18 protein-coding genes are annotated in these 25,123 nt (G+C 69.3%); 6 read left to right on the top strand and 12 right to left on the bottom strand.

Annotated features, from left to right (window positions below; all coding sequences use genetic code 11):
- Positions 1–8: 8 nt before the first annotated feature.
- Genes AB4030_RS03955 through AB4030_RS03945 form a run of 3 tightly spaced genes read right to left on the bottom strand, consistent with a single transcriptional unit; the run spans position 9 to position 3,461 of the window.
- Positions 9–875, bottom strand: coding sequence for a glycosyltransferase (locus AB4030_RS03955; protein ID WP_442277882.1), 867 nt, complete (start codon positions 873–875; stop codon positions 9–11).
- Between the two features lie 4 nt (positions 876–879).
- Complete coding sequence (locus AB4030_RS03950) at positions 880–1,974, bottom strand: glycosyltransferase (RefSeq protein WP_442277881.1); 1,095 nt, start codon at positions 1,972–1,974, stop codon at positions 880–882.
- A 50-nt stretch (positions 1,975–2,024) separates the two neighbouring features.
- Positions 2,025–3,461: a sugar transferase gene (locus AB4030_RS03945; RefSeq protein WP_442277880.1), complete on the bottom strand. Its 1,437-nt coding sequence runs from the start codon at positions 3,459–3,461 to the stop codon at positions 2,025–2,027.
- A 299-nt stretch (positions 3,462–3,760) separates the two neighbouring features.
- Here AB4030_RS03945 and aqpZ point away from each other — a divergent pair, with 299 nt between their 5' ends.
- From aqpZ to AB4030_RS03925, 4 genes are all read left to right on the top strand, one after another.
- Entirely contained in the window at positions 3,761–4,573 is an 813-nt protein-coding gene (aqpZ, locus tag AB4030_RS03940) for an aquaporin Z (RefSeq protein WP_442277879.1), read from the top strand.
- A gap of 58 nt (positions 4,574–4,631) precedes the next feature.
- A complete protein-coding gene (locus AB4030_RS03935; protein WP_442277878.1) occupies positions 4,632–5,282 on the top strand; it encodes a SatD family protein in 651 nt (216 codons plus the stop codon).
- Entirely contained in the window at positions 5,279–6,127 is an 849-nt protein-coding gene (locus AB4030_RS03930) for a hypothetical protein (RefSeq protein WP_442277877.1), read from the top strand. Before AB4030_RS03935 ends, AB4030_RS03930 begins: the two co-directional genes overlap by 4 nt.
- Before the next feature lie 155 nt (positions 6,128–6,282).
- On the top strand, positions 6,283–7,263 hold the full coding sequence (locus tag AB4030_RS03925; RefSeq protein ID WP_442277876.1) for a malate dehydrogenase: 981 nt from the start codon (positions 6,283–6,285) through the stop codon (positions 7,261–7,263).
- A gap of 157 nt (positions 7,264–7,420) precedes the next feature.
- On the opposite strand, the gene AB4030_RS03920 is transcribed toward AB4030_RS03925, so the two are convergent.
- From AB4030_RS03920 to AB4030_RS03880, 9 genes are all read right to left on the bottom strand, one after another.
- Entirely contained in the window at positions 7,421–9,451 is a 2,031-nt protein-coding gene (locus AB4030_RS03920; protein ID WP_442277875.1) for a hypothetical protein, read from the bottom strand.
- A gap of 107 nt (positions 9,452–9,558) precedes the next feature.
- On the bottom strand, positions 9,559–9,882 hold the full coding sequence (locus AB4030_RS03915; RefSeq protein ID WP_442277874.1) for a DUF3017 domain-containing protein: 324 nt from the start codon (positions 9,880–9,882) through the stop codon (positions 9,559–9,561).
- Between the two features lie 10 nt (positions 9,883–9,892).
- Positions 9,893–10,747, bottom strand: coding sequence for a bifunctional methylenetetrahydrofolate dehydrogenase/methenyltetrahydrofolate cyclohydrolase (locus AB4030_RS03910; RefSeq protein ID WP_442277933.1), 855 nt, complete (start codon positions 10,745–10,747; stop codon positions 9,893–9,895).
- A gap of 36 nt (positions 10,748–10,783) precedes the next feature.
- Positions 10,784–12,043, bottom strand: coding sequence for an NAD(P)/FAD-dependent oxidoreductase (locus tag AB4030_RS03905; RefSeq protein WP_442277873.1), 1,260 nt, complete (start codon positions 12,041–12,043; stop codon positions 10,784–10,786).
- Positions 12,044–12,409: 366 nt separating this feature from the next.
- Positions 12,410–14,416, bottom strand: coding sequence for an ABC transporter ATP-binding protein (locus AB4030_RS03900; protein WP_442277872.1), 2,007 nt, complete (start codon positions 14,414–14,416; stop codon positions 12,410–12,412).
- Positions 14,413–16,311, bottom strand: coding sequence for an ABC transporter transmembrane domain-containing protein (locus tag AB4030_RS03895; protein WP_442277871.1), 1,899 nt, complete (start codon positions 16,309–16,311; stop codon positions 14,413–14,415). The genes AB4030_RS03900 and AB4030_RS03895 overlap by 4 nt, the downstream gene beginning before the upstream one ends.
- A gap of 97 nt (positions 16,312–16,408) precedes the next feature.
- Positions 16,409–17,263, bottom strand: coding sequence for a hypothetical protein (locus tag AB4030_RS03890; RefSeq protein ID WP_442277870.1), 855 nt, complete (start codon positions 17,261–17,263; stop codon positions 16,409–16,411).
- A 122-nt stretch (positions 17,264–17,385) separates the two neighbouring features.
- Positions 17,386–20,403, bottom strand: coding sequence for an oxamate carbamoyltransferase subunit AllG family protein (locus AB4030_RS03885; RefSeq protein WP_442277869.1), 3,018 nt, complete (start codon positions 20,401–20,403; stop codon positions 17,386–17,388).
- Positions 20,396–21,343: an oxamate carbamoyltransferase subunit AllH family protein gene (locus AB4030_RS03880; protein WP_442277868.1), complete on the bottom strand. Its 948-nt coding sequence runs from the start codon at positions 21,341–21,343 to the stop codon at positions 20,396–20,398. The genes AB4030_RS03885 and AB4030_RS03880 overlap by 8 nt, the downstream gene beginning before the upstream one ends.
- 79 nt (positions 21,344–21,422) lie before the next feature.
- Between AB4030_RS03880 and AB4030_RS03875 the strand changes: the two genes are divergently transcribed.
- Positions 21,423–23,168: a helix-turn-helix domain-containing protein gene (locus AB4030_RS03875; protein ID WP_442277867.1), complete on the top strand. Its 1,746-nt coding sequence runs from the start codon at positions 21,423–21,425 to the stop codon at positions 23,166–23,168.
- Positions 23,169–23,614: 446 nt separating this feature from the next.
- Complete coding sequence (locus AB4030_RS03870) at positions 23,615–25,108, top strand: uracil-xanthine permease family protein (RefSeq protein WP_442277866.1); 1,494 nt, start codon at positions 23,615–23,617, stop codon at positions 25,106–25,108.
- Positions 25,109–25,123: the final 15 nt, after the last annotated feature.

Raw genomic sequence — 25,123 nt, 5'->3', positions numbered from 1 at the left:
CAACACTATTATCCATGGGCGAAATTTCCTCGCAATGAGGCTTCGAGCGCTGTACTAGCGTCGACGAACTCTGCGTCGCTTAGGCGCTCATACTTTTGCGCCACGATCTTGTCGTCCATCATCATTCCAAGTAGCGCCCTCTGAGCAATGTATTTCACTGTTGCCTGCGACAACAAGGAGGCGCGCTCCAGGACATTTTCAGAGTAAGTTGTCAATACTCGGCAATTGTCTTCGTGAGTCTTCTTGACTTTTTCCCGGTTGATAACTTGCGCAATTCGGTAGAAGAGTAGCGCATCCGGGAGTTTGAAGAAGCGAGACGTTTGCCAGGTTCTAAGCCAAAGTTCCTTGTCCTCAGCACGACCGATCGAGGCGTCGTAAGGATTGCTCCTGAACCACTCTGTGCGCCCCATTACGGTTGGGTGACTAAAAGCATTGCTTTTGAGGTACCCTCTTCTATCGGTTGGTAGTACGCCCTCGCGATAACGACCGAGCAGTTCACCCTTGTCATTGATGGCAAAGGCTCGTGAACCAACAACGTCATGTTTTCCATTGATGAGCTCAAGTAAGCTCAACTGGAGGCGATCCGGGTGCATAACGTCGTCAGCGTCCATTCGGCAGAGAAACTCCGCCTCAGCGTGGCGACTGATCCGGTTCAAGGAGTACGCGAGGCCGCGCTTGGTGCCATTCGACAACACACGCACCTTTGAGTCTTGGAGCACGCAGGGCGGCACATCTTTTAGACCATCTTCGGGGCCATCGAGAACGAGAATGAGCTGCCAATCAAGCATTGTCTGTGCGTACACAGACCGGATCGCCTGAGACGTAAGTTCATCCCAAGCCAAGAAAGCTATGCCGACGGTTACAAGCGGTGCCATAGCTTCACCCTCTTGCCACTCGGCTTAGTTCGCTCACTTCTTCATAGACTTGGGTTAACTGGTTTCCCAGCATGGATGCATCTACCTCCATTTGCAGGCCACAGTCAGCCGGCCCGGAGGCGTTGAACCTTGCCTCTTCAAGAATTCCAAGGATGACCTCGATCCCTTCCGCCGCGGTGGAGATCTTGGCTGCGTTAATGTCTCTTGTCGAATCTGTTTCGCGGACAACTATTGGACAGCCAACGTGGGCCGCGTCTAAGACGCTCAGTGGAGAGCCTTCATAAAGCGCTGAATGAAAATAGACAGCAGAAGTTGCCAGCAGTTCCGCGAGTCGCCGCTCCCCCAGCCAACCTGTGACCAGGACGCCGGCCCTCTCGAGGTGAGCTTTGAGACTCGCGTCTCCGTCTCCGGCCCACACGAAGGACGCTGAAGCATCTTTGGCGCGAACACCGCTCGCGACTTCTGCAAAGAAGGTAGGGTCCTTTTGCGGGACTACGCGCCCCACCATGACTACACGCGAACTATATCCCGGTCGCCAAGAGTCCTTGTAATGCTCCGGCAATGTTGGAACATTGGATATCCGGCTCGATGTCGCTCCAGGATGCATGCCTTTAACAAGGCTGTCTTCGTGTGCGCTTAGAGTCAGGTAGTGCGTGGGGAATCGCGCTAGGAACTGTTCGGCGCCACGCGCAACCATCGCGGATACCCGTGAGAGAGACGGGTTCAGGAAGTAGAAGGCGTGCGGCTGATAGAGAACTGTCCGCCGCGGAAGCGCTAGACGGGCGTGCATTCCGGCCCAACTTGAATGCGCATGAACGACATGGGGTCTCGATTCCTTGACTGCACTGCGTATTTCCGATACACGGCCCATGCCGCTAGACTTGAAGATTCCAGTTTTGGCAGTGGGCAAGTCTATTCTTACGTGCTCTTGATCTTCCCCTGAAATCAAGGCGACGTGTTCGAGGTCTGGGGTGGCTTCAACATAGGACCTGAGGGCGCGCCGAACACCGCCGGAATAGCACTCGACAATGTGGAGAATACGCACATGTTTCCTTGAATTGGGTTTGTGATTTTGAATCATACTCAGCTTGTAGGGCATTGCGCTTGCCTAAAAAGCAATAGTGCGTCGCTGACATTCACGCCTGAAACTTAGTATGCTCCTCGGCCCTGCAAGACAGCAAAGATCGTCCGCCACACAAGAACTAGGTCCAAGGATAAAGACCAATTCTCTACATAGTAGAGGTCCATGCGGACAGCTTCATCCCACTCGACGTCATTCCTTCCGCTGACCTGCCACATCCCTGTCATCCCGGGCTTTGTCTTAAGCCTCCGCGCGTGCATCGCGCTGTAAGTGCTCACCTCTTGCGGGCGTTGTGGCCGGGGCCCGACCAAACTCATATCGCCTAATAGAACGTTTATGAGCTGGGGCAATTCATCCAAGGACCATGTCCTCAGGAATTGCCCAATGGGGGTTACGCGCGCATCATCCTTGATTTTCACCAGAGGCGGCAAGAAACCGTTCTCCTCCGCCATCTTCACCAGATGCGCGTCAGCTCCGTCGGCCATGGAGCGGAACTTCCAGATCTCAAACTCTTGGCCGTTGAGACCAACACGCGTCTGGCGGAAAAAGACTGGTCCTGGGCTCGTGACCTTTACGGCTATCGCGATGACTGCGAACAGTGGAGCGAGCAGTACAAGTGCCAGCGAAGCGCAGACCTTATCGAAGATGTCCTTGACCGTGCGCATTGCCCCGTCATACCGAGGCCCTTCTACGTAGAGCAGAGGCAGGCCTTCTATCGGCCGTGTGTGCACTCTGGGTCCAGCGATCCCGCTAAGTGACGGCGCGAGGATTAGGTCAGCGCCGACAGTCTCTAGAGACCACATGAGTTGGCTTAGTTCCGCTGGCGACAAGTGGGCAGACGCGGACACGACCACCGCATCGATTTGGTGTTCGCTCGCCAGATAGGTGACCTCTTCAGCCAAGGTGGCTCGGTTCTGCACGGAAACCTGTCCGGCAACGAGAAGTCCGGAAGCCCGGGCCGCGGCCACATGGTCGGCCAAGCGACCGATCTCGTCCGGGGACTCGATGGTGAGGACCCTTGACGACGCCAATCCCTTGACCCTCATTCGTACCAGTCGGCGACGCCAGATCCATCGTGTGGCAAGTAGGGCAACTACTCCGAGTGGGAGGGAGATGACTACGTAGCCGCGGCCGACGGCATACTGCAAGAAGTAGGCAACGAATCCCAAGCCGCCCAGCATCCATACCATGCCCGACAGTACGCGGCGGTACTCTTCGGCCCCCGAGCCCAGCACGCGCTTGTCCCGCGACCCGTTGAGGCCGAGTACGGCGGTCCACGCCAGGGCGATTAGTAGGCTCAACATCCAGTAGGAGGTGGTGCCCTCCGGCTTGGCTCCCTCCTTCACTACGTCCATGCTGGCATTCGGGAGCCCGACCATCTGTGCCACGACCGCAGCAGCGAAGGCGGCCCCGAAGTCTGACAGGGTCAGCCGGACACGCTCCGAGTGTGCCCAACGGTGACGGGCACGAAATCGCGGAAGCGCTATCTCCGGACTCTCGAGCATTCGACTGCTCAACTGACTCATGACCCCTGACTCCTAAGCCCCTGTGCCCTGGAGGGCGTCCGCTGGCCCGTCCCAGGCATCGCGATACGCCTCCGGGCGGCAGATATGGTGGTTTGCCGTCCTATCATCGCATACGTCTGTTACATGGATACTGCGTCAAGCTCTGCGCGTTTGGGGCTCGTCGCAACCTTCGACGCGAGTGGCGACGCTTAAACTGGCCGAGCAGTGCTCCACTACGCTGCGGGCACCGGGAGCCTCCCGGACGGTACGGCCTCGACGTCCCTGCTGGAGGAGCCCCGATGTACACGCCCAAGATGAGCTCGCGCCTCGCCGTCGAGGCGCTCGGGACCTTCTGGCTCGTCTTCATCGGCTGCGGTTCGGCCGTTTTCAACGCCAAGTTCGCCGTCCAGGCCCTCGACGGGCAGTCGGTCCAGCTCGGCATCGGCCACCTCGGCGTCGCGATCGCCTTCGGGCTTGCCGTCACGACCATGGCCTACGCCGTCGGGCACGTCTCCGGGGCGCACTTCAACCCGGCCGTCACCATCGGCATCGCCGTCGCAAAGCGCTTCGAGTGGCGCGAGGTGCCGGCCTACGTCGGCGCCCAGGTCGTCGGGGGCCTGCTGGCCGGTGCCGCGCTCGCCGGGCTGCTCTCCTCGACGGGACGCCCGGTCATCGGCAACCTCGCGGCCAACGGCTACGGCGCCCACTCCCCCGGCGGCTTCGCGCTCGGCGGCGTGCTCATCGTCGAGGCGCTCGTCACCGCCTTCTTCGTCTACATCATCCTCGGCGCGACCAAGGACGACGCCCCCCAGGGCTTCGCCCCGCTCGCCATCGGGTTCGGCCTGCTGCTCGGCCACCTCGTCGCCATCCCGATCAGCAACGCCTCGCTCAACCCGGCCCGCTCGACGGCCGTCGCCTTCTTCAGCGGCAACGGTGCGGTCGGCCAGCTTTGGGCCTTCTGGGTCGCCCCGATCGTCGGCGGCCTCATCGCCGGTGCGACGTACGCGTGGATCACCGGCGAACAGCGCGAGAACCTCGACATCAGCGGCTCGACCGACACCGTCTCCAACGCCGCCGTCGACGCCGAGGGCCGCCCGATCCTCGACGACTAAACACCGACGATCTGAAGACTCAGGCTCCATTTCTCTCAGATGAAGTTATGATCTTCAGATGGCAGAACTGAAGGTCAAGCCTTCACCGGTGGCGCTCATCGGCGACATCGTCGAGTCCCGGACCCACCGCGAGCGCCAGGCGCTGCACGAGGCGTTCCAGGCCGCCGTCGGGCGCGCCAACGCCGAGGTGCCGATCACCGACCCCGCCGTCATCACGGTCGGCGACGAGTTCCAGGGCGTCTACCCCACCCTCGGCGCGGCGCTGCGGGCCAGCTTCGTCGTCCGGACCGAGCTCTTCCCGCGCGCCGACATCCGCTTCGGTCTCGGCCGCGGGGACGTGACGACCCTCGACCCGGTGCGCGGCATCCACGACGGCCCCGCCTACTGGGCCGCCCGCGAGGCGATCACCCTGGCGGAGGACCGCGCCCAGCGAGCACAGACGCGGACGTCGCGGACGGCATACGTCGCCCCGGACGAGCCGCCGGCCACCGTGGCGGCCGTGCGGGCCGCGCTCGACTGTCTGGACTTCATGGTTGGCTCCATGTCGACCACCTCACGCGCCATCCTCGGAGGACTCATGCACGGCCTCGCCCAGCACGACGTCGCCGAGCGGGTCGGGATCAGCCCGTCCGCGGTGTCGCAGCGGGTGCGGCGCGACGGCATCGGGATCGCCCTCGAGGCGATGGCGACGCTCGGGGACCTGCCGTGACGTGGCTGTCCATCGTCCTCGCCGGCATCGGGGTCGGCGACATCCTCCGGTCGACGTCCTGGCGGCACGGGCGCGTCGCCGGGCACGTGGCCGCACCGGCCGTCATCGTCGGGCTCGGCCTGCTCGCCGGGATGCACGCCTGGCCCGACCTGATCGCACTCGTCCTCGCTGCCGCCGCCGGCGCGGCCTGGGCCGAGCTGTCCCGGCGCACGCAGATGACCGGGCAGGGGGCGCTGGCTCCGCTGGCCGTCTTCGCCGCGATCGTCGTCGGGCTCCTCGCCTTCTCCGGAGCCGCGTCCCCGGCGGGCGGAGCCCTCGCGACGTGGCTGGTCTGGGCCGACCTGCCCGGGCACGGTCCGCTGCCCGCGGCCCGGGTGCTGCTGCTGACCGGGCTCGTGCTCTTCAACGTCGCGACGGGCAACATCATCGTGCGCCTCGTGCTGCTCACCATCGGGGCCCTGCGACCCTCCGACGTCACGAAGGCCAACGCCGCCGCGGCCGCCGCCGCGGCCCTGACCGGCAGTGCCGCTCCCCCGACGTCCGGACAGCCCTCCGACCGGCTCAAGGGCGGTCGGCTGCTCGGGCCCATGGAACGCCTCGTCATCCTCGGGCTCGGTGTCGCCGGGCAGTTCGGGGCGGCCGGGCTCGTCATCGCCGCCAAGGGGCTGCTCCGCTTCCCCGAGATCCAGGCCGCCGCCCGCAATGGCAACGGCGGCCCCGCCGCCGCGGCCAACGGCTCCTACGCCGGTGGGCCCGCCGGCATCGACGACATCACCGAGTACTTCCTCGTCGGCAGCTTCGTCAGCTGGCTCATCGCCCTCGGCTCCCTCGCGCTGACCGTCTGAGAACGCCACCCACGACGGTCCGCGTGATCGTCGTCACGCCGCGCGTCACGGCATACGCCAGCGTCGCCGGTGAGCACGCCCACCCGTCCAGACGGGCCCGCACGCACTGATAGCGTCGGAGCGTCCAGCGAGTCACCGACGTGAAGGGCCTTCCTGTGAGCACTACCCCCGTCAAGGTCGCCGTCACCGGCGCCGCCGGCCAGATCGGCTACAGCCTCCTGTTCCGCATCGCGAGCGGTGCCCTGCTCGGGCCCGACACCCCGGTGGAGCTGCGCCTGCTCGAGGTCACCCCCGCGCTCAAGGCGCTCGAGGGCGTCGTCATGGAGCTCGACGACTGCGCGTTCCCGACGCTCGCCGGCGTGCAGATCGGCGACGACGCGTCGCAGGTCTTCGACGGCGCGAACCTCGCGATGCTCGTCGGGGCCATGCCGCGCAAGGAGGGCATGGACCGTGCCGACCTCCTCTCGGCCAACGGCAAGATCTTCACCGGCCAGGGCAAGGCGCTCAACGACGCCGCCGCCGACGACATCAAGGTGCTCGTCACCGGCAACCCCGCCAACACCAACGCGCTCATCGCCATGACGAACGCCCCCGACATCCCCAACGAGCGCTTCAACGCCCTGACGCGCCTGGACCACAACCGCGCCAAGACCCAGCTCGCCAAGAAGCTCGGCGTGCCGGTCACCGAGATCAGCAACCTCGCGATCTGGGGCAACCACGACGACTCGATGTATCCCGACCTCTACAACACGAAGGTCGGCGGCAAGATCGCGGCCGACCTCGTCGACGAGTCCTGGATCACCGAGGAGTTCATCCCGACCGTCGCCAAGCGCGGTGGCGCCATCATCGCCGCCCGCGGCCTGTCGTCGGCGGCCTCCGCGGCCAACGCGACGATCGACCACATGCGCGACTGGGTGCTCGGCACCAACGACTGGGTGTCGATGTCGGTCCCGTCCGACGGCTCCTACGGCGTCACCGAGGGCATCGTCTCCTCGTTCCCGTGCACGGTGAAGGACGGCGCCTACGAGATCGTCCAGGGCATCGAGCTCTCCGACTTCTCCCGCGAGCGCATCCAGGCCTCCGTCGCCCGCCTCGAGGGCGAGCGCGACGCGGTCAAGGAGCTCGGTCTCATCTGAGTCCTCTGCACGTCGAGAGGCGCCGGTCACCGTGGGGTGGCCGGCGCCTCTTGCGTATGCCGTCTGAGCGGCCCCGACAGCGCAGGGAGGTCCGAGTCGACGCCCATGACGCGTCCGCGGGCATAGATCCGCGGGCAAGGATGCGAGTGCGCGCTCCCTAGAGCGGTGACGGCAGGTCAAACTCGGCCGCGGTCTTGGTGAGCCGTCTCATGGTGCCAGTGTCCACAAGTGCACTCAGGGGCACCGCCAGCCTCGCACTCTCATTTCGAGTGGGCTCCAGCTCCCTCGACCACGGCACCGCGAACCATGGCTTGGGCCACACCGAGAGGAAGGCACAGATGGCGATGTCGGTCGAATACGCGGCGCATGCGGCGTGGATCAGGGCCATCACCGCTCGTTGATCAAGCTCCTCGACCAATTTCCACACATCAAGGGCGAAAGCTTCGGCGGCCAGAACCTGCTGTCCACCAAAATCGTCCGCTGCACGGAGCGGCACTTCGTGGATTCCTGTGCTCTCGTAGCGCCCAGCGCTCGTCGCAGCGTGACCCCTCAAGATCTGGAGTTCCGCAAACGTCATCGGGTAGGTGACGACGAAAGCGGTGGTAGCCACCAACTGCCCATTGCCGACGCCAAGCACGCTCCCAGGTCCTCGTTCGTTGCTCACGTAGACCGACGTAGGCACCGCCTGATCTGGGGACAGCTCCAGGCCAACCTCCTCTCGAAGCTCCCGGCACACGGCCTTGGCGACATCGACGTACCCGTCACTATCCTCGTCACCCCGCCAGCCACCGACCGACAGGTTGACCACACCACCTCCCAGGATGCTCAACACCCCGGCCCCATTTCGTGTCCCCTTGGACCGCCGGGTGAGGACTACCGACTGCCGAGGCTTCCCCTCCTCTTTCTCGTAGCAGAGCGTGAGGGAGGCAAAGGTTGTCAACAAACACGACCTCCGCTCTCCAGGCGCGTCCCTCCGCGCCGAGGCGTCATCACCAGACAGCGTCCAAGACGGCGTAGCGACCAATGCTTCATCAGCCGTCAGCCCCTTGCAGCGCCGGTTGGGCATGCCGGCCACGTCCGTCTCGGTGGACGCATAGCAGGTCTCTGCTGTCAGCAAGAGAAAGTCGATGCCCTCTGCGCGCTCGTCCTGCACCAGAGCCACTCCTTGGAGGTCGACAACACGTCCGTCGAAGTCTCCCGCCCTGGACTTGGGCTGGTTGCTGAGCGCTTGGCCCCACCGGCAGGGATCTGACCCCTCGCCGAGCCGCCGAGGGTCCAGGGCAGGCGACTCGCCGAGCCGCCGAGGGCCCAAGGCATGCGACTCGCCGAGCCGCCGAGGGCCCAAGGCATGCGACTGGCCGAAGCGGCGCGAATCCGGCATCGTCGGTGCGTGCCAGGCTCGCGTTGACCTCGCCGCCCCGGTGCGGCTCTGTGAAGCGTCCGCAAGAACCAAGGTCCCGGTCAAGAGCGTCAAGACATCGGACAGCAACACGGGCTGCTTGCCAGCGATAGGCACCCTGCGAAGGACTTCAAGGGGCACTACTTCGTAATAGAGGTAATCCTCAAAGGCTTCTGCCAAAGCCGCGCTGGCATCGGACAGAACGCGCGCTCGTTCCGGGGCAAGCAGCCGCGCCATAAGCCCGTTGCGCAAACCAACAGACGCGTCTAGAAGCCACCGGCGGCGCAAGTCGGCATCCCACGGCCATTCTCTCCCGGCACCCCTCTCAGCGGAGTAGAGCACATCACCCAGCACGCTGCCTGGAGCACGCTGCCCGTTGCGGACAGCCTCGAACAGTGAGTGGATCTGGGCCTCCCGCTCTTCGCGACGGGCAGCAACGCGACGTTTCCAGACAGCCAGCAACGCAACGACACGCAGGAGGCGTCTCGTTGGGCGGCCATGGTGGAACGATGCGGCCAAGGCGCGGACCAAAGCCTTCCGCTCTTTACTCTTCCCATCGACGTGGCGCCTCCATGCCGCCTTGAAGGGAGCACGCAGAAGACGGCGTTCCAGCAACGCACCACTGGTGAGCACGAAGGCTGAGACTGCCGCGACGCTCAGGAGAACCGCGAAGAACGAGTCCAAGAGCTGAAGGGCCGTCGAGAAAGACTCGAACGGCAATCTCCCAAACAATACCGCGAGGGCCACTACCAACAGCCCACCGGCCAACACCAGGAGGATTCGCTTCATGCGCTAAACATAGAGGCCCCAATAGATATCTCGAGCAAGGCCGATATCGTGCGAGCGTTCGTCTGGCCCCGGTAGACGGCAAAACGATCCAACGCCAGGACGGGCGGTCAGCGGGTCGCGGTGCGGGCGGGGGGCAGGCGTTCGGGGTCGTCGGGCCGGAGGTTGACCGTCGCCGAGGCGATGAGGATGCCAAGGGCGAGGCCGACGAGGCAGACGACGTCGATGGTTCGCGAGCGGACCGTGAGGCCGCCGGCCCGGCGCGCGGGCCGGGCCACGGTCCGGATCACGGCGCCGACGAGCAGGGCGAGGGCGACGACTCGCCCACCCCAGCGCACGTCGAGGAAGGCCATGAGCAGCACGCCGGCGGCGGCGGCCCCGGCGACGAGGTACCACCAGCTGAGGACGACGAAGCCGCTACCCCGCCACTGCATCCGGCGCTGCTCAGGCGCCGGGCGCGACCGAGGCCTCGGCCGCCTCGACGATGTTGGTCAGCAGCAGCGCCCGGGTCATCGGGCCGACACCGCCCGGGTTGGGGCTGACCCAGCCGGCGACCTCTGCGACGTCGGGCGCGACGTCACCGGCGATCTTGCCGTCGACGCGGCTCACGCCGACGTCGAGCACGGCCGCGCCGGGCTTGACCATGTCCTTGGTGACGATGCCGGGCACGCCGGCCGCCGCGATGACGATGTCGGCCTGGCGCACCTCGGCGGCGAGGTCCTTGGTGCCGGTGTGGCAGAGCGTCACGGTAGCGTTCTCGCTCTTGCGGGTGAGGATGAGCCCGAGCGGGCGGCCCACGGTGAGGCCACGGCCGATGACGACGACCTTGGCGCCGGCGATCTGCACGTCGTGGCGGCGGAGCAGCTCGATGCAGCCCATCGGCGTGCACGGCAGCGGGGCCGGCTTGCCGAGAGCGAGCCAGCCGAGGTTCATCGGGTGCAGGCCGTCCACGTCCTTGCTCGGGTCGACCCGCGACAGCAAGGCCATCTCGTCGAGTCCGGTCGGCTGCTGGACGAGGAAGCCGGTGCACGCCGGGTCGGCGTTGAGCTCGTCGATGACGGCCTCGACCTCCGCCTGGGTCGCCGTCGCCGGCAGGTCGCGGCGCAGGCTCGTGATGCCGATCTCGGCGCAGTCCTTGTGCTTGGCGTTGACGTACCAGTGGCTGCCCGGGTCGTCGCCGACGAGGACGGTGCCGAGACCCGGCACGACCCCCTGCTCGCGCAGGCGGGCGACCCGCTGGGTCAGCTCCACCTTGATCGCCTGGAGGGTGGCCTTGCCGTCGAGGATCTGTGCCGTCACGGTGGACATCCTGCCATCTCGGCCCGTGACCGCCCGTCAGGTCAGGTCGGCGAGAGCGACCTTCGGGTCGGCGAGGCGGCCGCGGTCGACGACTGTCTTGTCGCGCACCAGGCGCTGGACGTCGTCGATGGTGTCCCAGACGTTGACGTGCATGCCGGCCAGCACGCGTACGCCCTCCCCCTCGGGCACGACCCAGAACGCCATGAACTCGTTGCTCGACGGCTCACCCCGCAACAGCACCTCCGCGCCGCTCCCGCGGGGGACGTAGCCGGCATACTCCAGCCCGATGTCGTACTGGTCGGAGAAGAAGAAGGGGATCGGGTCGTAGGTGACGTCCTGGCCGGCCATGGAGCGGCCCGCGGCGAGCCCGCCGTCGTTCGCGTTGGCCCAGTGCTCGACGCGGACGTTGGTGCCGAGCGTGGTGCTGCGCCAGTTCGCGACGTCACCGGCGGCCCACACGCCCTCGGCCGACGTGCGCAGCGCGGGGTCGGCGACGATGCCGTTGTCCGTCGTGATGCCGGCGCCCTCGGCGAGACCGGTGTTCGGGGTGATGCCGACTCCGACGACGACCGCGTCGGCCGGCACCGTGTCGCCGGACTTCGTGACGACGCCGGTCACCGACGTGTCGCCCTCGATGCGCTCGACGCCCTCACCGAAACGGAACTCGACCCCGTGACCCCGGTGGAGGTCGGCGAACCAGCCACCGACCTGCTCCCCCATGACCGCGACGAGCGGGGCGGACTGCGGCTCGATGACGGTGACGGTGCAGCCCGCGTCACGGGCGGCGGCGGCGACCTCGAGGCCGATCCAGCCGGCGCCGACGATGACGATGCGGGCGCCGTCGGCGAAGCGGGCCTTCAGCGCCTCGGACTCCTGCATCTCCCGGAGGTAGAGCACCCCGTCGAGGTCGGCGCCCGGCACGTCGAGGGCGCGGGGGGTGGAACCAGTCGCGATGAGCAGCTTGTCGTAGGAGAGGGTTTCGCCGTCGGCGAGGGTGAGCGTGTGCTGCTCGGCGTCGAGGGAGGTGGCCGGGTTGCCGAGGCGCAGCTCGACGCCCTGCTCGAAGTACCAGTCGCGGTCGTGCGTGAACGCCGTCTCCATCTCGTCCTCGCCCTTGAGCACCGCCTTGGACAGCGGCGGCCGCTCGTAGGGCAGCCGGTTCTCCTCGGCCACGAGGACGATCATGCCGTCGCTGTCGCTCTCCCGGATGCCCTCGACGGCCTTCGCCGCCGCCAGCCCACCGCCGACGATGACGTATGCCGTGCGCCCCTGCTGTCCGCCCGTGTCAGTGCTCATGTGCACACCTTCACACGCGCGTCAGCCCCCGTCGAGTGCGGAGCGGTGACGTAGCGGTTCGGCACGGTCACCCGGCGGGGAGGTTGGGTCTGGGTGGCTACGTCAGTGCTGCGTGGGGTGCAGCAGTGACGTAGCGGCTCGGGATGGTCACCTGGCGGGTGGTGGGGGTGCGGCGGCTACGTCAGTGCTCCGGTGGGTGGGGCAGTGACGTAGCGCGCCGTCGATGACCTGACTCAGGTGGCCGTCTTGGCGCGAATCTGGCGTGGAGAGGCCGTCGAGACCCGCTCACGCCCGGGTCGAGGTATGCCGTCGCGCCGGGACGCGAGCGATCACCTCGACCCGCAGCCCCTTCCTGAGCAACGGAGGTCAGGAGGTCCAGGCGCGCCAGAGCGCGGCGTACTCCCCGTTCCGCTCGACGAGCTCGTCGTGGCTGCCGAGCTCGGCCACGCGTCCGTCGATGACGACCGCGATCCGGTCGGCGTCGTGCGCGGTGTGCAGCCGGTGCGCGATCGCGACGACGGTGCGGCCCGTGAGCAGCGCGTTCATGGAGCCCTCGAGGTGCCGGGCCGTGCGCGGGTCGATGAGCGAGGTCGCCTCGTCGAGGACGATCGTGTGCGGGTCGGCGAGGATGAGCCGGGCGAGCGCGATCTGCTGAGCGCGCCCCGGGGTCAGCACCTGGTGGCCCGAGCCGAGCTTCGTGTCGAGCCCCTCTGGGAGGCGCTCGACCCAGTCGAGGGCGTCGACCGCGCGGAGCGCCGCACGGACCTGGTCGTCGGTCGAGCCCTCCCGCGCGAGCACGACGTTGTCGCGCACCGAGCCGATGAAGACGTGGTGCTCCTGGGTGACGAGCGCGACCTCGGCGCGCAGCTGGTCGAGCGGCAGCGACGTCAGCTCGACCCCACCAACGGTCACCGACCCGGTGCGCGGGCCGTGGATGCCCGACAGCAGCCGACCCAGCGTCGACTTGCCGGAGCCGCTCGGGCCCACGATGGCGAGGCGCTCGCCGGTGCCCAGGTGGAGGTCGATGCCGTGCAGCACGTCGTGGTCGGCGCGGTAGGCGTAGCGCAGGTCGGTGCCCACCAGCTCGGATCCGGTCGGCCGCCCGTTGCCGGCCTCACGGTCCGCCGGCACGGTCGCGATGCCGAGCAGGCGCGTCGTCGAGGCGACGCCGACCTGCACGCGGTCGGCGGTGTGCACGAGCATGTCGAACGGGCCCCAGAGCGCCTCGGTGTAGAGGACCGCGGTGGTGATCTGTCCGAGCGTGGCCCAGCCCTCGGCATACCCGATGCTCCCGAGCATGAGCACGAGCACGCGCGGGGTGCTGAACGCGACGTCCATGACGGCGAAGAGCAGGTTGCGCAGGGTCATCGTGTAGCGCTCGGCCTGCGCGGACACCGCGAGGTCCTCGTCGCCGCGACGCAGCCGGTGACCCGCGAGGCCGAGCGCCTCGACGGTGCGCGCGCCCTCGACGGTCTCGGTGAGCGCGGTGTTGATCCGGGAGTACGTGCCGCCCTCGGTGAGGTAGCCCTTGCCGGCGCGTCTCAGGTAGCGCCGCACTTGGATGAGCGCGAGCGACATGAGCAGGATCGACGGGAGCGAGAGCATCGGCGAGTTGCTCACCATGGCGACGAGCGTCAGGACGACCGTGATGCTCGCGATGATCGACTCGGGCAGCGCCCAGCGCACGCTCTCGCTCATCGTGCCGACGTCGCGGGTGACGCGGGTGACGAGGTCGCCGGAGCTGGCGCTCTCGACGCGGGACAGCGGCAGGCGCAGGATGGCGCGGACGATGTATTCGCGCGCGGTGGCGAGGACGCTCTGGCCGAGCACCGTCGACGAGAACTTCGCAGCGAGGGTGAAGGCGCTCTGGACGACGACCAGCCCGGCCACGACGAGCGCCGCCGAGTTTGCCCCGGCCAGGGCGGCGTCGGTGCGCCCCGCCTGGACGTCGGCGGTCGTGGAGTCGACGAGCTCGCCGAGCAGCCGCGGGACGAGCAGCCCGGCGGTCGCGGCGAGGGCGTTGGCGACGACGACGGCCACGACGAGGAGGCGCTGCTGCGACAGGAGCTCGCGGATGAAGCGGACGACGCTGCTGGTGTCGGCCATGGGCAGACCGGTGCGGGGGTTCATCGTGTCGGCGACGAACTCCTGCGCGCGGCGCTCGCGCAGCAGGTGCCGGCGGTGCAGGGCGCTGATGCGCTCGCCCACCGACGCCGCCTCGGGCGGGCGCAGCTCGTCGGGGACTGCCGGGGCCTGGGTGGCGGCGTCCCACGTGCGGGCCGACTCGGCCGCCAGCTCGACGGGCAGCAGCGAGACCCAGCCGGGGATGTCGGTGGTGGCGACCGTGTCGACCGTGCTGTCGGCGCGACTCATCGGGACTCCTCGGACAGGTGCGAGAGGACGGACGGGTCGGCGTCGCCGCCGCGCACGACGACGGAGCGGTAGGCCGGCGAGTCCGTGAGCAGGTCAGCGTGCCGTCCCCGGGCGGTGGCCACCCCGGACTCGATCAGGATGACCTCGTCGGCGTGGTGCAGCAGGAGCGGGGAGGCGGTCATGACGACCGTCGTGCGCCCGGCGCGGTGCTCGCCGAGGCGGGCGGCGATCCGGGCCTCGGTGTGGGCGTCGACGGCGGAGGTGGGCTCGACGAGGACGAGGACCTCCGGGTCGGCGGCGAGCGCGCGCATGAGCACGAGCCGCTGGCGCTGGCCACCGGACAGTCCGCGGCCGCGCTCCTCGAGCTCGCCCTGCCAGCCGCCGGGCAGGGCGTCGAAGACGTCGTCGGCCGCTGCGGTGTAGAGGGCGCGCTCGGCCTGCTCGCGGCTCAGCCGGCCGAGCGGGTCGACGGCCGAGCGCAGCGTCCCGGCGAACACCTGAGGTGCGGTGTCGCTGACGAGGATGTGACGGCGTACGTCGTCGAGCTCGACGCGGGACAGGTCGACCCCGCCGACGGTGACACCCCACGGCCGGCGGGCGCGCTCCTCGTCGCGGCGGGCCTGCTCCTCGCGGGCGCGGGCGCGGGCGGAACGCTCACGGCGCGCGGCCCGGCCCTTGAGGTCCTCGGGGATCTCGTCGCTGACGAGCGCCCCCTCCTCGCTGGGCAGGTAGCGGCCGAGGCGGTCGGCGAGGGCGGCCGAGTCGTCGGGCACCGCCGAGACCACCATCGTCAGGATGCCCGGGCGGATGGTCGCCCCGGACTCGGCGTCGACGATCTCGGCGTGGGTGTCGAGCGTGGCCGGCTCGTCGGGGTGGACCCACGGCGGGCTCTGCGAGAAGACGGCGATGGCCTTGCGCGCCGAGACGACCGAGCGGGTCCACTTCTGGGCGAACTCGACGAAGGTGCGCATCGGCTGGATGAGGAAGAGGCCGTAGCCGAGGAAGCTGACGAACTGCCCCACGGTGAGCCGGCCCTGGACGACCTCGCGCGTGCCGAGCCACATCAGCGCCACGACGAAGCCGCCCGAGAGCAGGACGCCGACGGACTCGACGGCGGCGAGCCACCGCCCGGCCGCGACGCCCGACTGGCGCACGCGCTGGGACTGGCCGGCGTAGTTGCCGCCGAAAGTCTCCTCGCCGCCGATGCCGCGGAGGATGCGCAGCCCGCCCACGATGTCGGTCGCCATCGACGTCAGCTCCGAGTTGCGCGAGCGCTCGACGCCCTGCCACCGCTGCATCGGTCGGAGCAGCGGCATGCCGAGCAGGACGAGCAGCGGCGCCGACGCGAGGACGAGGACCCCCATGCGCACCGACGTGCTGAGCACGATGGCGGCCACGACGAGGTAGGCCGCGAGCTGGGAGATGGCGCGCGTCGTGATCTCCATGAGCGCGCCGAACTGGTCGCCGTCGCTGCCCGAGACCGAGAGCACCTCGCCGGTCGGCGTGCGCCGGGTCAGGACGTGGCCGAGCTGGAGCGCCTTGCGGGTGACGAGCTTGGTCGTGCCGTAGAGGGCGATGAGCCACTCGCGCACGATGACGGTGTGGAAGGCGATGCCGCTCACGGCGCCGAAGACGGTGACGGCGGCGAGGGCCAGCACCCATTGGGTGGTCGACGCGGAGTCGCCCGCGACGATGCCGGTGTCGATGGCCCGCCCGACCATCCAGGGCCCGATCGTCTGCGGCACCATCCAGATGAGGGCGACGAGCAGGCCGACCCAGAACAGCCCGCCGTTCTGCCGCACCATCCACCAGAGGAAGGCCCGCGGCGAGCGGGTGTCGGGCGCGTCGGCGCCGCGGTCGGTGTAGGCCCTGACGTCGGGCGGAAAGTCTCGCATGGCCTGTCCACCCTAGGTCCGGGCACCGACAGCGCCCCACCCATTTTCTCCCCCTTCGCGCAGAGCGAAGACGAGGTCGCGAACCGCCGGTCCGGGCTCAGCTGGCGAGCGCGGGGACGCAGCCGGCTGCCGTGCCGACGAGACGCAGCCCGGCGAGGTCGCCGGCGCCCCAGTTGGCCAGCATGTGCTGGGCCGCGGGGTACATGACCTGCGTCTTGCCCCGGGCGTGGTCCAGCCCGACCGCGTGGCCCAGCTCGTGCATGTCCAACAGGCCCCGGGTGCCCTGCCAGCCGTACCTGTTGCCCCAGCCGAAGCCGCCGGCGAGGCTGGGGAAGCTGGTGGACAGGAGCACGTATGCCTTGTCGATGGTCGCGTACAGCTTGCCGTCGGTGGCGCCGTAGCGGGTCGTCGAGACGCCACCGGCCCTGCCCATCAGGCGGGGCAAGCCACGAGGGGCCTTGGGGATGAGGGTGGTGGAGCCGTCGGGGGCCCAGGCGACGATGATGTAGCCGTCGGTGTTCGCCGTGGCGTAGGCCGCGGTCCCGGGCACCAGCGTCGTCGTGCCCCGGTAGACGAACGTCAGCCCGCTGGCGGCGTGCACCCGGGCGAAGGCGCCCCGCAGATCCGCGAGCGCGCCCTTCGGAGCCCAACGGGGGTTGACCCGCCAGTAGACGGGCTTGCACGGGTCCCAGCGGGCGTAGGGCGCGTCGCTCTCGGCCGGGAAGAGCAGGGAGTAGTCCCGGCTGGAGCCCAGGGGCCTGAGCGCGGCCACCGTGGAGGGCGTGGCGAAGGCCCCATACGCCGCGTCGTTGAACTCGTGGCTGACTTCGTGGCTGAGCCCGTGCTGGGCGCTCGGCGGCGCGGTGGGCGTCACCGACGCACGTGGCTGCGTCAGCCCCACCATCACCAGAGCGGAGGCGACGAGCGCCACCCCCGTCTTGAAACGCGTCATGCGGTGCTCCCTCGTCGTCTCCCCGAGCCCCCGACTGAGACTAGCCACGATGATCCCGTTTCATCACAAAACGGACAAAAGGGGTATGACCAGCGCGCACGAGCCCTTCCTGCTTCGGGTGCTCAGGCCTCCCGGGTGGCGGCGGCGAGGGCCGTCAGGGCCTGGGTGAAGCACTGCTCCGGCGGCGTCACGAGACCCGCGCCGACCTGGCCGGTGCCCGCGACGCGCCCGGCCATGCCGGTGTTGATCTGGGGCAGGATGCCGGTCCGCGCGACCGCGGCGACGTCGATGCCGGTCGGGGTCCCCCGGAACTCGAGGATCGGCACTTGGTAGGCCGTGTGCTCTCCCACCGTGATCTCGTACATCGTCTGCGTGGCCCGCAGCGCGAACGGCACGTCACCGCCGACGAACTTCACGATCGCCGGCGCCGCGGCCATGGCGAAGCCGCCGATGCCGGCCGTCTCGGTGATCGCCGAGTCGCCGATGTCGGGGTTCGCGTCGTCCGGGCCGTAGGCGCCGAGGAAGAGCCCTTCGGGGGTGTTCGCGGGACCGGTGAACCACTGGTCGCCCGTACCGGACACGCGGATGCCGAAGTCGGTGCCGTTGCGCGCCATCGTCGTGACGACACTCGATCCCGGGATGCCATGGGCGGCAAGGGTGCTCAGCTTGCACGCCGGCATGCCGAGGTTGAGGAAGAAGTGCTCGTTCGCGCCCGAGAAGCGCACCGCCTCGGCGATGTCGGCCGACGGCGCGTCGGCCGTGATCATCGTCGGCAGGAGCTCGCGCAGGAGCATGAGGGACCCGGCGCGGTTGCGGTTGTGGCCCTCGTCGCCCATCTGGAGCATCTGGGCGATGATCGCCTTGATGTCGATGGGGCCCTGCTGCTCGACGCGGGCGCGCACGGCCTGCTGGAGGATCGGCCCGAGCACGGTGTTCATCCACCGCAGCCGGTCGATGACCTCGGGCCCGTAGGCGCCGTAGCGCAGCACCTTGCCGAGACCCTCGTTGAGCGAGCACCACGACGCGTTGTCGTGCACCTCGTCGCGCAGCTCGTAGACCCACATCGACGGGCTGATGACGCCGGCCATGGGGCCGACGGCGTCGCGGTGGTGGCACGGCTCGAGGGTGACGCCGTCACCCTTCTCGAGCTTGGCCTCGGCCTCCTCCGCGGTGTCGGCGAGGCCCTCGAAGAGCATGGCGCCGATCAGCGCACCCTTGAGCGGCCCTGAGGCACGGGCGAACTCGATCGGCGGCCCGGCGTGCAGGAACGTGCCGCGCTCGAGCCCCAGCACCTCGTGCGCGGGCCGCACGTCGACGAGGTCGGCGCCGGCGGCGGTCATCCGGCGCAGCGCCTCGGCGTTGGCCGCGTCGCGTCGTGAGTCGGCAAGGACACGGGCCAGGTCACCAGCGGTGCCCGCCATCGGCGGCTGCCACGCCGCCTCGGTGACCGAGACGGCCTGCGCTCGAAGGGCGTCCGAGAAGAGCGACACCCCCGCAGACGCCACGGAGACGTCGTTGCTGAGCAGTCCGTGGAGCTGCTCGCCACCAGCATCTTCTTGGGCCGCGGGCTCGTTTGGGTATGCCGTGTAGCTCGTCGCGCGGGTCGGCTCCGCGACGTCGTGGCCGAGCAGCCGCAGGGCCTCGCGGGTGGCGGCCGCGTTCGACAGCATGACGACCGCACCGGCCTGGACGAGGCGGCCGGCGCTCCGCTCGAGTCCCTGGGGGTCACCCTCGGAGCCGGTCAGGGAGACGACGACGTCGAGGTGCCGGCCGTCAGCGGCGGCGGTCGCGCGCGCCGCCCGGACCGCGTCGGCGAGCTCGGGCGCAGGATCTGCATGGGCGCCGTGACCGAGGACGAGGTCGAGGAGCAGCACGCCACATGTGGGGTCGGCGGCCTCGACGACGATCCGCTCGAGCCGCAGCGAGGGGTCGATCATCGGGTGCGCGCGGCCGACGGTCATCGTGTCGTCGCCGAAGTCGATGACGACGTGCCCGGGGTCGCGCAGGTCGGCACCGAGCGCGAGCTCGGGCCGGAGCGGGATGTTGGACTTGATGTCACCGAGCACCTCGCCGGCCACGAGCATCGCCTCGTCGGCGAGCGTGCCGCCGCAGAAGAGCCCGCGCAGCGAGCTCCCCTGAACGGCAGCCGATCGGGCTTCCGGCGTGAGCTCGGCCCAGTCGTCGTCGGAGACGCCGGGCCGCCACGTCCGCCACGTCTCCGGCACGGCGTGACCGGTGGCGGCCAGCGCCGCCTCGACCGCAGCGGTGAGGTCGGGTCGCCCGGCACCGAGCGTCGCCCAATGGACCGGCTTGCCGATGGTGACGGCATACGCCTCCAGGTCGGCGAGCACCTCGGGCGCGGGGGGCTTGGAGACGACGACGATCGACGTGGTCTCCGGGTCGGCCGCGAGCGCGGCGAGCGCCTGCTTCGTCGAGCGCGCGGCGACGGCGGAGGACAGGTCACGGCCGCCGACCCCGAGGCAGTGGCTGATGCCGACCCCGGCCGCGTCGAGCAGGCACATGACCTGCTGCGCCCCGGTGCCCGAGGCCGCGACGAGGCCGACCGAGCCCGAGCGCACGACGTTGGCGAAGCCGAGCGCCACACCGCCGACGACGGCGGTGCCGCAGTCCGGACCCATGACGAGCACGTCGGCGGCGGCCGCGGCGTCCTTGAGGCGGACCTCGTCCTCGACGGGGACGTTGTCGGAGAAGACCATGACGGAGATCCCGGCCCGGACGGCGTCGAACGCCTCGGCGACGGCGTGCTCGCCGGGGACCGAGACGAGCGCCAGGTCGGCGCCGGACCGGCGGATCGCGCCACCGAGCGTCCGGGCCGCAGGCGCCTCACCGAATCCACCGGAACCGCTTGCAGCAGAACGGCTCTGGGTGAGCGCGGACTCGAGCGCGGCCTGACCGGCGGCGATACCGGCCTCGTCGCCCCGGATCGCCACGACGAGGTCGTTCGGCGCCGAGTCCGGCACCTCGAACCCCATGCCGCGGATGACCTCGAGGTTGAGCTCGGTCGCCATGGCGACCTGGGCGGCCTCCACCCCGGGGGCGGCGGCGACCGTGCGCGAGACCTGCATCAGGGTCACGGAGTCGAAGTAGGCGCCGGTTCTCAGCTCGACGTGGTCAGCCACGGTGGGCTCCTTCGTGGGGGTGTTGGCGGGAGACGGACGGGAGGGCGTCGACGGCACGGAGCGCACCGCTGACGCCGGAGAGCAGGTCCCGGCCGGAGGAGTGCCCAATGGCGAGCACCCGGCCGACGAGCTTGGTCAGGTTGGTCAGGTCGGTGAGGTCGGTGAACTCGGGAGACGGTCCGAGCGGCCGGACCGAACCACGGAAACCTCCGCCACAGACGGGTTCGGGGCGGTCGTTCCGGCCGATCGACCCGGCCCCGGCGACGAGGGTGACGAGGCGCGCGACGTCCGGGACGGCATACCCCTCCCCGGCGGCGACGAGGAGTGCGGCCGACAGGCTCGTCGTCCGCGACAGCGCTCTGCGCACGGCAGCGACCACGGCGGCCCGGGCGTGCCGGGCCTCCGGCGCATCGACCGCCGCCAGCGTGAGCAGCACCCCGCAGAGGGCGTCGTCACCGCTCGGGGTCAGCCCGCGACCGACCCCGACGAGGCCGCGGACGCCGGCCTCGGGCAAGCGACCGGCCAGGGCCGCGACCGTCAGGTCATGGGCGAGGTCACCCAGGACACCGGGCTCGGGAAGGTCGCTCGCGGTCCCTGTCCCGAGGGCCGCCGGCCGCACCAGCCCCGGCCGCAGGGGCCGCACGGCGACGACGTCAGCCCGCGGAAGGCATACGCGCCCCTCACCCACGACCACGTGCGCACCGGGCTCGACGCCCCAGCGGACCTCGGTCGACGGCAGGGCGAGCCGGATGCCGATGGGCAGGGCGACGGCGTCGGAGGCGAGCACGGCGAGGACCCGCTCGTGCGCGCCGAGATCGAGATAGAGGCACGTCGGGAACGCCGCGAGCACCCGGCAGCGCCGGGGCGCTCCGGCCACCTCGGCGGCGACGAGCGGCGACACCGCGGCGGGCAGCAGCGTCACCTCGAGACCGTCGCCCATCCGCACCTCCCGCGCCGTGTGATGGACCGCAGACGCGGACCGCTGACGCGACGCTATCGACGCTGGGTAGGGTGCGCTCATGGTGAAAGTTGCCAACGATCAGGCCGCACCCGAGGGTGACTTGCCAGCGCCGACGCGCCCCCGGGACGCCGAGCCCGAGGTGTCCGGCATCTCCCTGCGGCTCATCGCCGGGCTCGCCGCCGCCGCCCACGGCGCCGTCCGCGCCGGCCATCGTCGCCTCGACGTCAGCGTCGACAGCACGACACCGCTCCGGTCGGCGTTGCGCGACGCGGGCGCCGACGCCGATGCCGACCCCAGGACGCGACTCGCCCACCGGCTCGTCCTCACCGACGCCGCGGGCCTGGCCGAGCTGGACGGCGACCTCCGTGACCTCGGCGACGTCGTAACGGCCCTGGACTCGGCCGGCGCCGCCGCGCTCGTCGTCTCGGGGCTCAGCGGCAAGCCCCTCGCCGCGCTCGTGTCCGCGGCCGAGCTGACCGGGCTGCCGGTCATCGACGTCCCGCTCGAGCACATCGCCACGTTCACCACCGAGGTGCTCAGCGCGATCCTCGAGCACCAGACCGCGATCCTGCGCCGGCTCGAGGACGCCGACCGGGCGCTCGTGCAGATCGTCCTCGCCGGTGGCTCGCTCGACGACCTCTGCGAGCAGGTCGTCGGCTTCCTCGACGGCGCCGTGATGGTGACGACGACGGACGGCCGCGTCATCGCCCGCGCCGGGTCGCCGCAGGAGCTGGAGAGCGCGCTGTCGCTCGAGTGCTTCGACCGCACCGGCCGGCTGCTCACGGAGGCCGAGCCGATGGGCCCGCGCCCCGACGGACCGACGGCGAACCGCTCGGCCGTGCGCATCGTCGCCGGACACCTCGACCACGGCGTCCTCATCGCCTTCTGCAGCCACCGGCACCTCACGGTCGACGACGTGCGCCTGCTCGAGCGGGCCGCGACGGTCGCCGCCCTCGCCATCACCAAGGACGAGGCCGTCTCGGCCGTGGAGAGCAAGTACCGCGCCGAGTTCCTCCGCGACGCGCTGGCCGGTCGCGCCGGCTCCCCCGTCGAGGCCGTGGCCCACGCGAGCTCGCTCGGGTGGGACATCGACCGGCCCATGGTCGTCGTCGTCGCCGAGACCGACGAGGACGACGACCGCTCGACCCGCGACGCCGACGAGGTGCGCTTCCTCCAGCAGCGCTTCGCCCGGGCCTGGACGCACGCCGTGGCTGTGCGCGACTCCCGTTCTCCCGTCATGGGATTCAGCCGCGAGGTCGTCGCCCTCATCGGCGTCCCGGCCGAGGCGGAGACCGAGACCGTGATGCGGATCGTCGGCGAGTACGTCCGGGTCGTGCGCGGCGACGGCGGCGGCGGCCGGCGCAGCTTCTCCGCCGGGGTGTCACGGCCGATCACGTCCCCCGCCGGCCTGCCCCACGCCTACGACGAGGCGCTCTCGGCGGTCACGGTCGGACGCCAGATGCACGGCGACGGCGCGCTGACGCACGTCGACGGCCTCGGCATCTACCGCCTGCTCGCGCTCATCCCCGACGGGGCGGACCTGCGCCGCTTCGTCACCGAGTCGCTGCGCGAGCTCGCCACCGACGACTCGCCGGAGTATGCCGGCCTGCGCCAGACCCTGAGCATCCTGCTCGACACGAACATGAACGTCGCCGAGACCGCCCGCCTGCTCTTCTTCCACTACAACACGCTGCGCTACCGCATCGGCAAGCTCGAGAAGATCCTCGGCCCCTTCACGACCGACCCCGACCTGCGCCTGACCCTCGCCCTCGCGCTGAAGATCCACCAGATGCGCGGCATCTGACTCGTTCCGGCACCCCCACGACAATCGAAAGAGCAATCCGTCCCTCTCCCAGCGCGACCGCCCGGACCCGCGCAAGACGGGACGGATTGCTCTTTCGATTACAGAAGGAGGACGCGCGGACCTCGCGCTGAAGATCCACCAGATGCGCGGCATCTGACCCCACGTGATGGCGTATGCCGTCGGACGGCAATCGAAAGAGCAGTCCGTCGCCTGGTCCCGAGGCGGGCGGATTGCTCTTTCGATTGCCGAGGGGGGGTGCGAACCTCCACGCACCCGGCGGGACCCGACAAGTCGGGCACCCGGCATACGTCATCTCCTGCCAGAGGGTCTCCGTCGGCGTGTATCAACGTTTGACGAACGCAGTCCCCTGTCGTGGGAGTAGTTTTCGGCCATCCCGGAGTGGGACGTGACCCCCATCACCTCATGGGGCAACCATAGGAGTCGGAATGGCTTTGGGCTTGGGCTGGAAACTGCACGGGGACGGCAAGACGATGGGCCCCGACGACGTCGTGGCCCCGGACGAACGACTGGCGTGGGGCAGGACGGTCGGTCTGGGTGCGCAGCACGTCGTCGCGATGTTCGGGGCGACCTTCGTCTTCCCGCTGGTCATGGGCCTCAACGCCCAGCTCGCGATCATGATGAGCGGGATCGCGACGATCTGCTTCCTGCTCATCGTCAAGGGCAAGGTGCCCAGCTACCTCGGCACGTCGGCGAGCTTCGTCGGCGCGGTGGCGGCCATCCGTGCGCAGGGCGGCACGTCCGCCGACGTGACGGGCGCGATCCTCGTCGCCGGCGCCGTGCTCGCGCTCATCGGTGTGGCGATCCACTTCGCCGGGTCCGCGGTGCTGCACAAGGTGCTGCCGCCGGTCGTGACGGGTGCCGTCGTGATGCTCATCGGCTTCAACCTCGCGCCGGTCGTCGCCAGCATCTACTGGCCCCAGGACCAGTGGGTGGCGCTGCTCGTCATGGCGTTCACGATCATCTGCGCGGTCGCCTTCAAGGGCTTCGCGTCGCGCATCGCGGTCTTCCTCGCGCTCATCTTCGGCTACGTCATCTCGTGGCTCTTCGACAAGGTGTTCGGGCAGATCACGTCCTACGACGCCGGCGCCGGCAAGGTCACGACGCACTTCCGGACGAACTTCGACAACCTCGCCGCTCAGCCGTGGTTCGGCCTCCCGCCGACGTCGACGACCGGCGCCGACGGCAAGGAGATCGTCGGCATCCACGCACCGTCGTTCTCGATCGCCGCGATCCTGCTCGTGCTCCCGGCCGTCATCGCCCTCGTCGCCGAGAACACCGGCCACGTCAAGGCCGTCGCCGAGATGACGAAGACGAACCTCGACCCCTACATGGGCCGGGCCATCGCCGCCGACGGCATCGGTACGGTCATCGCGAGCTCCGTCGGTGGTTCGCCGACGACGACGTATGCCGAGAACATCGGGGTCATGGCGGCCACCCGCGTCTACTCGACGGCCGCCTACTACGTCGCCGCGATCGTCGCGATCATCTTCGGCCTCTCGCCGAAGTTCGGCGCCCTCGTCGCTTCCGTGCCGGGTGGCGTGCTCGGCGGCATCACCGTCGTGCTCTACGGCATGATCGGCCTGCTCGGCGCGAAGATCTGGAAGGAGAACGGGGTCGACTTCGGCAACCCGATCAACCTCGTGCCCATCGCGGCCGGCATCATCATCGGCATCGGCGGCGTCTCGCTCGTCTTCACGTCGGACTTCACGCTCGGTGGCATCGCGCTCGGCACGATCGTGACCATCGTCGCCTACCACGCGGCCCGCGCCCTCGCCCCGGCAGACCTGCGTGAGCGGGCCGACGCCGCGAGCGGCACGATGATCTCGCTCGGCGAACGGGAAGGGGACTACGGCGACGCCGACGGCATCGACGACCTCTACCAGGACCGCCCGGGCGGACCGGACCTGCGCCGCCGCTGACGCAGCACGCACCAC

The sequence above is a fragment of the Terrabacter sp. 2YAF2 genome (genome assembly GCF_052114705.1).
Lineage (GTDB): Bacteria > Actinomycetota > Actinomycetes > Actinomycetales > Dermatophilaceae > Terrabacter.
Note: the sequence above shows the minus strand (reverse complement) of the source record. Positions and strands in the feature narration are given on the sequence as shown.

Coding starts and splice junctions, on each gene's coding strand:
- AB4030_RS03955 (WP_442277882.1), bottom strand. CDS start 875: ATGGCACCGCTTGTAACCGTCGGCATAGCTTTCTTGGCTTGGGATGAA.
- AB4030_RS03950 (WP_442277881.1), bottom strand. CDS start 1,974: ATGCCCTACAAGCTGAGTATGATTCAAAATCACAAACCCAATTCAAGG.
- AB4030_RS03945 (WP_442277880.1), bottom strand. CDS start 3,461: ATGCTCGAGAGTCCGGAGATAGCGCTTCCGCGATTTCGTGCCCGTCAC.
- aqpZ (WP_442277879.1), top strand. CDS start 3,761: ATGTACACGCCCAAGATGAGCTCGCGCCTCGCCGTCGAGGCGCTCGGG.
- AB4030_RS03935 (WP_442277878.1), top strand. CDS start 4,632: ATGGCAGAACTGAAGGTCAAGCCTTCACCGGTGGCGCTCATCGGCGAC.
- AB4030_RS03920 (WP_442277875.1), bottom strand. CDS start 9,451: ATGAAGCGAATCCTCCTGGTGTTGGCCGGTGGGCTGTTGGTAGTGGCC.
- AB4030_RS03915 (WP_442277874.1), bottom strand. CDS start 9,882: ATGCAGTGGCGGGGTAGCGGCTTCGTCGTCCTCAGCTGGTGGTACCTC.
- AB4030_RS03905 (WP_442277873.1), bottom strand. CDS start 12,043: ATGAGCACTGACACGGGCGGACAGCAGGGGCGCACGGCATACGTCATC.
- AB4030_RS03900 (WP_442277872.1), bottom strand. CDS start 14,416: ATGAGTCGCGCCGACAGCACGGTCGACACGGTCGCCACCACCGACATC.
- AB4030_RS03895 (WP_442277871.1), bottom strand. CDS start 16,311: ATGCGAGACTTTCCGCCCGACGTCAGGGCCTACACCGACCGCGGCGCC.
- AB4030_RS03890 (WP_442277870.1), bottom strand. CDS start 17,263: ATGACGCGTTTCAAGACGGGGGTGGCGCTCGTCGCCTCCGCTCTGGTG.
- AB4030_RS03880 (WP_442277868.1), bottom strand. CDS start 21,343: ATGGGCGACGGTCTCGAGGTGACGCTGCTGCCCGCCGCGGTGTCGCCG.
- AB4030_RS03875 (WP_442277867.1), top strand. CDS start 21,423: ATGGTGAAAGTTGCCAACGATCAGGCCGCACCCGAGGGTGACTTGCCA.
- AB4030_RS03870 (WP_442277866.1), top strand. CDS start 23,615: ATGGCTTTGGGCTTGGGCTGGAAACTGCACGGGGACGGCAAGACGATG.